This is a genomic window from Dyella ginsengisoli LA-4, from assembly GCF_000334915.1.
Taxonomy (GTDB): Bacteria; Pseudomonadota; Gammaproteobacteria; order Xanthomonadales; family Rhodanobacteraceae; genus Dyella_A; species Dyella_A ginsengisoli_A.
The window spans coordinates 19,041-29,228 of sequence record NZ_AMSF01000048.1; the positions used below are offsets into that span (position 1 = coordinate 19,041).

Annotated in this window: 9 protein-coding genes; 6 read left to right on the forward strand and 3 right to left on the reverse strand. The window is 68.7% G+C overall.

Annotated features, from left to right (window positions below; all coding sequences use genetic code 11):
* Window positions 1-29 precede the first annotated feature (29 nt).
* Window positions 30-2,501 (reverse strand): sensor domain-containing protein, encoded by a 2,472-nt coding sequence (locus C693_RS22675; RefSeq protein ID WP_017462527.1) that lies wholly within the window; start codon window positions 2,499-2,501, stop codon window positions 30-32.
* Between the two features lie 178 nt (window positions 2,502-2,679).
* Window positions 2,680-3,225 (reverse strand): YaeQ family protein, encoded by a 546-nt coding sequence (locus C693_RS0112025; RefSeq protein WP_017462528.1) that lies wholly within the window; start codon window positions 3,223-3,225, stop codon window positions 2,680-2,682.
* A 134-nt stretch (window positions 3,226-3,359) separates the two neighbouring features.
* Between C693_RS0112025 and C693_RS0112030 the strand changes: the two genes are divergently transcribed.
* The 6 genes from C693_RS0112030 to C693_RS0112055 all read left to right on the forward strand — a co-directional run bounded on the left by C693_RS0112030 (window position 3,360) and on the right by C693_RS0112055 (window position 9,738).
* On the forward strand, window positions 3,360-4,226 hold the full coding sequence (locus C693_RS0112030; RefSeq protein ID WP_017462529.1) for a pseudouridine synthase: 867 nt from the start codon (window positions 3,360-3,362) through the stop codon (window positions 4,224-4,226).
* A gap of 31 nt (window positions 4,227-4,257) precedes the next feature.
* Entirely contained in the window at window positions 4,258-5,232 is a 975-nt protein-coding gene (locus tag C693_RS24235) for an alpha/beta hydrolase (RefSeq protein WP_100243705.1), read from the forward strand.
* Between the two features lie 88 nt (window positions 5,233-5,320).
* Window positions 5,321-7,327 carry an OPT family oligopeptide transporter gene (locus tag C693_RS0112040; protein ID WP_017462531.1) on the forward strand — a complete coding sequence of 669 codons (2,007 nt, stop codon included), beginning with the start codon at window positions 5,321-5,323 and terminating at the stop codon, window positions 7,325-7,327.
* A gap of 84 nt (window positions 7,328-7,411) precedes the next feature.
* Entirely contained in the window at window positions 7,412-7,777 is a 366-nt protein-coding gene (locus C693_RS0112045; RefSeq protein ID WP_017462532.1) for a YajD family HNH nuclease, read from the forward strand.
* 201 nt (window positions 7,778-7,978) lie between these two features.
* Window positions 7,979-9,043, forward strand: a complete 1,065-nt coding sequence (locus tag C693_RS0112050) for a class I SAM-dependent methyltransferase (protein ID WP_017462533.1) — start codon at window positions 7,979-7,981, stop codon at window positions 9,041-9,043.
* The gene (locus C693_RS0112055) at window positions 9,040-9,738 is read left to right on the forward strand and encodes a pseudouridine synthase (protein ID WP_017462534.1); all 699 of its coding nucleotides are present in this window, start codon (window positions 9,040-9,042) and stop codon (window positions 9,736-9,738) included. Before C693_RS0112050 ends, C693_RS0112055 begins: the two co-directional genes overlap by 4 nt.
* Window positions 9,739-9,774: 36 nt before the next feature.
* Here C693_RS0112055 and C693_RS0112060 read toward each other — a convergent pair whose 3' ends face one another.
* Window positions 9,775-10,065, reverse strand: a complete 291-nt coding sequence (locus C693_RS0112060; RefSeq protein WP_017462535.1) for a hypothetical protein — start codon at window positions 10,063-10,065, stop codon at window positions 9,775-9,777.
* Window positions 10,066-10,188 lie beyond the last annotated feature (123 nt).

A 10,188-nucleotide genomic window follows, 5' to 3' on the forward strand; every position in this document is an offset into this window, starting at 1 on the left:
CCACTCGCCGATGGTCGCAGACGGCGGGCTCAACGCAGGTGGGCCTCGAAGGCCTCCAGCGGCATGGCCTTGCCGAACAGGTAGCCCTGGTAGTGGCGGCAGCCCTGGCGATACAGGAAGTCGCGCTGCCCGATGGTTTCCACGCCTTCGGCGACGGTCTTGATCCCCAGGTTGTCGGCCAGCGAGATGATCATCCGGGTAATCGTCGCGCCGTGTTCGTCGTGGTGGGTGTCCTGCACGAAGGATCGGTCGATCTTGATCTCGTCCAGCGGCATGCGCTGCAGGTAGCTGAGCGAGGAATAGCCGGTGCCGAAGTCGTCCAGCGCGAAGCGCACACCGCGTTCCCGCAGGTGCACCATCCGCTCGATCATCTGCTCCATGTTCTCGGCAAACAGGCTTTCGGTGACCTCGAGCACCAGTCGTGACGGGTCGGCGCCGGTGCGTTCGAGGATATCGATCACGCCCTGGACAAAGCCCGGGTCGTGGAACTGCCGCACGCTGGCATTCACCGACAGGCTCAAACCGGCGGTATGCGTGTGCAGCGCCCAGGCGGCGAGCTGGCGGCAGGCGGTTTCCAGCACCCACTCGCCCAGCGGCAGGATCAATCCGGTCGCTTCGGCCAGCGGGATGAACCGCGCGGGTGGCACGTCGCCGCGCACCGGGTGGTTCCAGCGCAGCAGCACCTCGGCGCTGACCGTGCGGCCCTCGCTGTCCACCTGCGGCTGGAAGTGCAGATGCAGCCGGCGCGCCTGCAGGTCGTTGCGCAGGTCGTGCTCCAGCGCCAGTCGCTCCTGCATCGCCACCTGCATGGCGTGGTCGTATACGCGCAGCGTGTTCTTGCCGGCCGACTTGGCGTGGTACATCGCCAGGTCCGCATGCTTGAGGGTGTTCTCCGCCCCGCGCTCGCCCTGTTCGAACAGGGCGATGCCCACGCTGACGGTGCAGCGATAGTCGATGCCGTCCAGCGTGTAGGGCAGGGCGAGCACGTCGCGGATCTTGTGCGCCACACCCTCGGCCCGTTGCAGCGCGGTGTCGGGGTCACGGCCGAGATCGTCGAGCAGGGCCACGAACTCGTCGCCGCCGAGCCGGCCCAGCACGTCCTGTCCCCGCACGCACGCGTGCAGCCGGCGGGTCACCTGCTTGAGCAAGAGGTCGCCGACCTCGTGGCCCATGGTGTCGTTGAGCAGCTTGAAGTTGTCGACGTCGACGAACAGCATCGCGCCGAGCTGCCGCTCCGACGCCGGCCGAGCAAGGATCCGGCCGAGGCGCTCCATCAGCTGGCGGCGATTCGGCAGGCCGGTAAGCATGTCGAAATAGGCCAGCCGATGGATCTGCTGCTCGGTGCGTTTGCGCTCGGTGAGATCGGTGTTGGTGCCCGAGACGCGGGTCGGGCGTCCATCGGCATCGCGCAGGATGAACCCGCGCGAGAGCACCGGCACATAGTGGCCATCGCGATGCTGCAGACTGAACTCCAGCTCGTAGCTGTCGGTGTCGCCGGCCAGGAATTCCTCGAACGCAGCCAGCACGCGATCCACGTCGTCCGGATGCATACGCCGCTTCCACAGCTGCGAGTCCACCGGCAGCGAGCCGGGTTCGAGGTCGAGCATGTGCCACCAGCGCGGCGAGTAGTACAGCTCGTCGGCGGCCAGGTCCCAGTCCCATGCCGCGTCGTTGGCGCCGCGCAGCATCAGGCTGAGGCGCTCGCCCGACTGCTTCAGCGCCTGCTCGGCCTGCTTCAGTCCGGTGACGTCGGTGAAGCTCACCACCACCTCGGTGGGTTCGCCGTTCCCGTCCAGGTTGGGGATGGCGTTGCACATGACCCAGACGAGCCGTTGGTCGCTGCGGCGGCGCAGGCCGAGCACGTAATTGGCCACTGCCGCCCGGTTTGCCAGCACCCGGGAGACGGGAAACTCCTCCGGGGGCATCGGCGAGCCGTCCTCGCGGATGAAATCGAATCGCTCGTCGGTGTAGAAGGCACCCAGCAGCACGTCGTAGCTCATGCCCAGCAGCTGCAGCGCAGTCTGGTTGGCGTAGATGATCTCGGTGTCGGCCTTGTGCAGCACGATGCCCGCCTGCACGTGCTCGAAGAGGAACCGGTACAGCCGCTCGCGCGATGCCTGCACCTCCAGCGCCTGCTTGCGCGCCGAGCTGTCGCGGGTGATGCCGAGGAAGCCCGACAGCACCCCCTGCTCGAACACGGGGGTGATCGTCAGCTCGTTCCAGAACGTCTCGCCAGCCTTGGTGTAGTTGAGGATCTCACCGCAGAACGATTCGCCGGCATCCATCGCCGCGCGCATCGCACGCACGGTGTCCGGGTTGGTCTGCGGACCCTGCAGCAGGCCGCAGGTGCGGCCCATCAGGTCGTCGCTGGTGAAGCCGGTGAGGTCGATGAACGACTGGTTGACGTAGGTGACGCGGCGTTCGCGGTCGGTCAGGACGACGCCGTCCGAGACCGTCGAAAGTATCGGTGTGATGCTCCCGAGATCCATCGCACTGCCCATGACGCACCGCCTCGATCCTGGCCTGTGTCGATTGCGGCGACCGTCACGCTGCCCGCTTCGGTGCCTGTTCGTCGACGTTACTCCGCCCCCGCACCGCTTTCCATGCCGGATCGGTTGCGCCTTTCTTGAAGGACACCGACCGGCACTGGCTGGGCTCCGGCGCGGGGGCTGCGATCGGTCAGTCCGAACCCATGCGCCGCCGGGCGTGCACGCTGACGCTGCGGCTGCCGTCCATCAGCTGCAGCTCGCCATCCTGTACCAGCACCTGCAGGCGCATGCTGCGCTCGAGCAGTTCCGCCAGTTGCCGCACGGTGGCCTCGGGGATGTCCAGCACGGTGAGGTTGCGGTGTCGCGCGAGGCTGGTGGCGACCTTGTCCCACCACACATCGGCCGCATGGCCACCGTAGTTGACCACCACCACCTGCCGGGCGCGGGCGCAGGCCTTGCGGATGCGCGACTCGTCCGGTTGGCCCAGCTCGATCAGCAGCTCGATCTCGCCGGCGTAGTTCCTGCGCCAGAGGTCGGGCTCCTCCTCGTTGCTCAGGCCCTTGCCGAACTCCAGCCGCTCGTCGGCGTACAGCGCGAAGGCGAGCAGCCGCACCATCAGTCGCTCCCCGGTTTCCGAGGGATGGCAGGCCAGGGTGAGTGTGTGGGTGGCGTAGTAGTGCCGGTCCATGTCGCTGACCTGCAGTTCGGCCTTGTAGATGGTGGCGTTCGGGGCCATGCGGTGCATTCCGGGAAGTGAACCGCGCAGTCTAGCGGCAGGGCAGCGGCAGCGCGGTGCCGGCCAGCCTCGGCCGTGGTCGGGCGCGCGGCGGTCGGGTTACGCTGGCCGACGTTTTCCGCCGATCGCCCGCCGTGTCTCCGACTCCCGCCAGCACTCTGCATCTGCCGCCCGGCGCCTGGTCCACGGTGCTGGACTGCCTGTGCGATCACTTCGCCGCGATCCCGCGCGAACGCTGGCTCGACCGTATCGCCCGCGGCCGCGTGCTCGACGCGGACGGCGCGCCGATCACCGCGAAGACGCCTTACCGGGTCGGTGTGCCGGTGCACTATTTCCGCGAGGTGGCCGACGAGCCGACGATACCGGGCGAGGTGCGCGTGCTGCATGCCGACGAGCATCTGGTGGTGGTCGACAAGCCGCCGTTCCTGCCGGTGACCCCCGCCGGCGCCTATGTAACGCAGACCGTGCTGGCCCGCCTGGTAGCAGCCACCGGCAACTCCGATCTGGTGCCTTTGCACCGGCTCGACCGGCTGACCTCGGGGGTGCTGCTGTTCTCTTCCCGTCCCGACACTCGCGATGCCTACCAGCGCCTGTTCCGCGAACGGCGGATCGGCAAGACGTACGAAGCGCTGGCGCCACCGCTGCCGGAGCTGGATTTTCCTCTCGTGCGACGCTCGCGGATCGAGCGTGGCGAGCCGTTCTTCCGCATGCGCGAGGTGCCCGGCGAGCCGAACAGCGAGACCCGCATCGAGGTGATCGGACGCGACGCATCGCTGTGGCGTTACCGGCTTCGCCCGGTCACGGGTCGCAAGCACCAGTTGCGCCTGCACATGGCCGGGCTCGGTGCGCCGATCGCGAACGATCCGTTGTATCCGCAGCTTGCCGCTTCGGCACCGGACGATCCGGCGCGCCCGCTGCAGTTGCTGGCCAGTGCGCTGGATTTCGTCGATCCGCTGACGGGCGAGCCGCGACATTTCGAGAGCAGCCGGGTGCTGCGCTAGGGTGGCGGCTGTTCGCTGCGGGAGCGCTGGCATGGGGTTCGTTCGTGGTTGTCTCGCGTTGTTCTGGCTGGCCGCCCCGGGCACGGGGGCGGCGCGGGCGGCAGGCCCATCGCCGACCCTCGACACGCAGCAGTTCACGCTCCCCGGCGGTGCGCTGGCGCCGGGCGGTTTCCATGTGCGTGTGTTCCTGCCGCCGGGCTACTCCCATGGCGGGGTGCGCTACCCGGTGCTGTATGCCAACGATGGTCAGGACATGGACGCGGTGGCGATGCGCCGCACGCTGGCCCGGCTGGAGGGGGCGCATGCCATCGCGCCGGTGATCGTGGTCGCCGTCGACGCGCTGCCGGACCGGCTTGCGCAATACGGCCTGTTCGACCGCGGGCGCCACCGCCCGATCGTCGGCGTCTCGCCGGTCGGCCCCATCGGCACGAACGCGGCCGCCTACGCGCAGTGGTTCATCGGCACGTTGCTGCCTTACGTCGATGCCCACTACCGCACTGACGCCACGCCGCGCGGGCGCGCCGTGCTCGGATGGTCGCTCGGCGGTCTGAGTGCCTTCGGGCTGGGCTGGAACGCTCCGGATCGGTTCGGCACGATCGGCGCTTTCTCGCCTTCGTTCTGGGTGGCGGCCGACCGCACCAGTGCCGGAGCCGCGCAGCGCTCGCGGCTGGCGCTGCACATGGTGAACCGGGGCCCGGCGCGGCCGGAGCTGCGGTTGTGGCTATCGGTGGGCACCGGCGAGGAAACCGCCGACCGCGACCACGACGGCGTGATCGACGCCGTGGACGACGTTCAGGACCTGGTGAACGGCTGGCGCGCCCCGGATGGCCAGGCACTTCGTGGCCTGCGCCAGCTCGGTGCCCCCGTCGTCGAGGGTGGCCCCGCCGATCCGCCGCGCGCGGGTCAGGTCGCGCTGGAGGTGGTGCCGGGCGCGCACCACGACCAGCAGGCCTGGGCCGCCGTGCTGCCGGATTTCCTGCGCTGGGCATTTCCGCCGCGCGGGTGATTCCGTCGGTCGATGCGGCGGTGCGCGCTGCCACGCGGGGCCGTTCCACGCTATCGTTCGGGCCTTGTCCATCCGGGGAGTCCTGCACGTGAGCCAACCCAAAGCGCCGGGCCTCGAGCCGCGCACCGAACTGACCGTACGCGGCCTGATCATCGGCGTGGTGATCACGGTGGTGTTCACCGCCGCCAATGTGTTCTTCGGCCTGAAGGCCGGCCTCACGTTCTCCACCTCGATTCCCGCGGCGGTGATCTCGATGGCCCTGCTGAAGGGCTTCAAGGACTCCACCATCCAGGAAAACAACGTCGTGCAGACGATCGCCTCGGCGGCCGGCACGCTGTCGTCGATCATCTTCGTGCTGCCCGGCATGATCATCATCGGCTGGTGGACCGGCTTCCCGTTCTGGCTGTCGTTCGCGATCTGCGCGCTGGGTGGTGTGCTCGGCGTGATGTACTCGATCCCGCTGCGCCGCGCGCTGGTCACCGGGTCCGACCTGCCGTACCCGGAAGGCGTGGCCTGCGCCGAGGTGCTGAAGGTCGGCGCCGGCGACGACAGCACCGACACGCCCACCGAGGACAGCCGCTCGGGTCTGCTTGCCGTGCTGTGGGGCTCGATCGTCTCGGCGGTGTTCGCGGTGGTGGTGGCCACGCAGATCTTCGCCTCCGACGTGGTCAAGTACTTCAAGGTCAACGACCGCGGCGGCGTCACCGGCTTCGACTTCGGGCTGTCGTTCGCGCTGTTCGCGATCGGCCATCTGGTGGGCATCTCGGTCGGCATCGCGATGCTGGTCGGTGCGCTGATCGGCTGGGGCTGGGGCGTGCCGCACTACGCCGCATTGGCCGGCGGCACCGGCGCCATCGCCGACCTGGCCCAGGCCACCTGGAGCCACAAGGTGCGTTACGTGGGTGCCGGTGCCATCGCGGTGTCGGCGGTGTGGACCCTGGCCAAGCTGGTCAAGCCGGTGGCCAGCGGCCTGGCCGGCGCGATGGCCGCCAACCGTGTGCGCAAGGCCGGGCAGGCCGACACGCTGCCGCGCACCGAGCGCGACATGCCGATCGGTCTGGTCGGCCTGGTCACGCTGGCCTGCTTCGTCCCGATTGCCTGGCTGCTCGGCCATTTCGCCAATGTCAGCGGGCTGGGCAATGCGGTGGCGATGCTGGCGATCGGCGGCGTGGCGTTCGTGGTGCTGATGGGCTTCTTCGTCTCCACCGTGTGCGGCTACATGGCCGGCCTGATCGGCTCGTCCAACAGCCCGCTGTCGGGCGTGGGCATCCTGGTGGTGATCTGCGCCTCGCTGCTGCTGGCGGCGTTCGTGCAGCCGCACCTGGCGCCGGATACCGGCAAGGCGCTGGTGGCGTTCTCGCTGTTCGTCACCGCCGTGGTGTTCACCGTGGCGGCGATCGCCAACAACAACCTGCAGGACCTCAAGACCGGCCAGCTGGTCGACGCCACGCCGTGGAAGCAGCAGGCGGCGCTGATCGTCGGCGTGATCGCCGGCGCGGCGGTGATCCCGCCGGTGCTGGACCTGGTGAACCAGGCCTACGGCTTCCTCGGCGCGCCGGGGGTGAACCCGGCCAACGCGCTGCCGGCGCCGCAGGCGGGGCTGATCTCCGCGCTGGCGCAGGGCGTGATCCAGGGCAACATCGACTGGAGCCTGATCTGGACGGGCGCGGGCATCGGCGCGGCGATCATCCTGATCGACGAGGTACTGGCCCGGGTCAGCCGCTTCCGTCTGCCGCCGCTGGCGGTGGGCCTGGGCATCTACCTGCCGACCGTCTCCACCCTGATGGTGGTGGTCGGTTCGGTGGTGGGCTGGGTCTACGACCGCCAGGCCGACAAGGGGCCGCGTACCGAGCCGGTGAAGCAGCTCGGCGTGCTGCTGGCGTCGGGCCTGATCGTGGGCGAAAGCATCATCGGCGTGGTGATTGCCGCGATCAAGGCTTTCGCCGAAAAGCTCGGGCTCAACAAGGACGCTCCGCTGGCCCTGGTCGGTGGGGGCTTTGCCGACTACGCGGTGTGGCTGGGCGGCGGTGCGTTCGCCATCGTGGTGTTCGTGCTGTACCGCTGGGTGGCGCGGATGGGCCGCAACAGCGCCTGATCCGGCCGCGGGAGCATCGGCGGACGCCCACGCGCGCCGACGATGCTCCCCGGACCCAACGAAATCCCGTCGAACCCGATAGCCATGGCCGACAACAACGCTTCCAAGCTCGACCGCATCGTCGCCGAAGCCCGTCGCGCCGCCGAGCAGCGCGGCCACGGCTATCGCGAGCGCGCGCTGAAGATGTACCCGTGGATCTGCGGCCGCTGCGCACGCGAGTTCGACCGCAGCAACGTGCAGCAGCTCACCGTGCACCACCGCAACCACAACCACGACGACAACCCGCCGGACGGCAGCAACTGGGAGCTGCTGTGCCTGTACTGCCACGACAACGAGCACCAGCGTTACCTCGACCACGATGCCGGCACGCTCGACACCGGTGACACCCAGGCCCCGGCCACCGGCAACCCCTTCGCCGACCTCAAGGCGATGCTGGAGCGCAAGAAGTAGGCTTTCCCATGTAGGAGCGACTTCAGTCGCGATGCTCCTGGCCACCGCATGTGCAGAACGCATCGCCCGCCAGCGGGCACCTGCAACAACGCCGCTCATGCAGGAGCGCGCTGGCGCGCGATGCTCTTGCCCGTCGTATGCCGGCCCACCCGCGCCACCCCGCGTACAATCACGGCCCGCCCGCCGCCTGAAGCCGTGCCGATGTCCCCTGTAGCCGCCGCCCCCGTCGACGACGTGCTCGATGCCCTGTTCCTGCCGCTGGAGGAGGGTGCCCTGCGCCTGCCGGCGAACGCCCGCGTGCTGTTCCTGCGCGCCCGCGACGGCTTCCGTCTGCGCGAGATGGCCAAGCCCGGCTGGCGCTGCGAGCAGAGCTTCAAGCCGTTCGCCGAGGCCTTGGCGCGCAGCCGCCTGAGCGTGGACGCGCAGATCGACGACGAGCGCTTCGACCTGGTGCTCGTCCTGCCGCCGCGCCAGCGCGAGGAAGCGCGTGCCACCTTCGCCCGCGCCGTGCAGCTCGCCGCACCCGGTGGCGTGGTGCTGGCCTGCGTGCCGAACGCCGAGGGGTCGAAATCGGCGCAGGCGGATCTCGCCGCGCTGGCGATGCAGGGCGGTCATCTCTCGAAGCACAAATGCCGCGTGTTCTGGACCGCACCGCTGGACGGCACGCACGACGCCGAGCGGATCGCGCAATGGCTGGAGCTGGATACGCCGCGACGCAACGCCGCCGGCTACTGGAGTCGCCCCGGCCTGTTCGCCTGGGATCGGATCGATGCGGCCTCGGCGCTGCTGGCGCGGCATCTGCCGGGTGATCTGACCGGTCACGTCGCGGACCTCGGCATGGGTTACGGCTACCTCGCCAGCGAGGTGATCGCGCGCTGCCCGGGCGTCACCGCACTGGACGGTTTCGAGGCCGAGCAACGCGCCCTGGTCTGCGCTCACCAGAACCTGGCCGAAGCGCAGGCGGGGGCAGGGCGCCATGTCGCCGTGACGCTGCACTGGCACGACGTCACCGCCGGCCTGCCCGGTCGCTACGACGCCATCGTCAGCAACCCGCCGTTCCACCAGGGACGTGCCGACCAGCCGGAACTCGGCCGCGCCTTCATCGCCGCGGCGGCCCATGCATTGAAACCCGACGGCCAGCTCTGGCTGGTCGCCAACCGTCACCTGCCGTACGAGGCCACGCTCGCCGCCCACTTCGCCGAGGTGCGCACGGTGGCCGACGAGGGCGGCTTCAAGGTCATCACCGCCCGCGGAGTGCGCGCATGAAACTGGTCAAGCTCATCGCCAACCTGGGCTACGGCAGCCGCAAGGACGTGCAGTGGATGTTCCGTGAGGGCCGCATCACCGACGCCGACGGCGAGGTGTTGTACGCCGACGACAAGGTAGAGCACGCCAACATCCGCATCGACGGCGAGCCGCTGGACCCGCCCGCCGGCATGGTGCTGATGCTGCACAAGCCGCTGGGCGTCACCTGCTCGCGCAAGGACGGCGGCCGCGTCGTCTACGACCTGCTGCCGCCGCGCTACCGCGTGCGCGATCCCGCGCTGTCCACTGTCGGCCGCCTCGACCGCGACACCAGCGGTCTGCTGCTGATCACCGACGACGGCGCCCTGCTGCACCGGATCATCTCGCCCAGGTCCCACGTGCCCAAGGTCTACGAGGCCACCCTCGCCAACGACCTGCGCGGCGACGAAGTCGCCACCTTCGCCAGCGGCACCCTGATGCTGGAATCGGAAACCACCCCGCTGCTGCCCGCCGAACTGGACGTGCCGGAACCCCGCAAGGCCCGTCTCACCCTGCACGAAGGCCGCTACCACCAGGTGCGCCGGATGTTCGCCGCGGTAGGCAACCACGTCGAGGCGTTGCATCGGGTGTCGGTGGGTGGATTGGGATTGGGTGAGTTGCCGGCAGGGGAGTGGCGGATGCTGGGTGAGGCAGAGATCGGGGCGATCTGCGGATAGTCCGTGGACACGTTGTCCGACCACCGAACGCAAAAGTTAGGGCGCATCTACGTGATGCGTTCCGTCGGAGTGTTTTTGCCAACCCGACTTGTAGACGCCGGTGGCGATGTCAAAGATGCTCTCGAACTCTTGCACGAGCTCACCGGATAGCTCGAACAGATAACCGTGCAGTCGCTCCAAACGAAGATTCTGCACTCCATTATCCGCGTCCCAGACATGCTCCCCGTCCCAGTAGTCCGCAAGACGCATCTGCGAGGAGTAAACGCAGTGCCCCTCGGGGTTGTACCCAATGAGTAGGACGCAGTCTCTCAGCTTGCGATGATCCATGTGTGCGGTCTAACGCTGGAATTGAGCGGCGGCGTAGCCGTCCGCCTTGAATGAGTAAAAAGAGACTTCCTCCCCTTTCGGCCTCGAGGGCCATGATGGTGTTGCGACACAACCGTCAGCAGA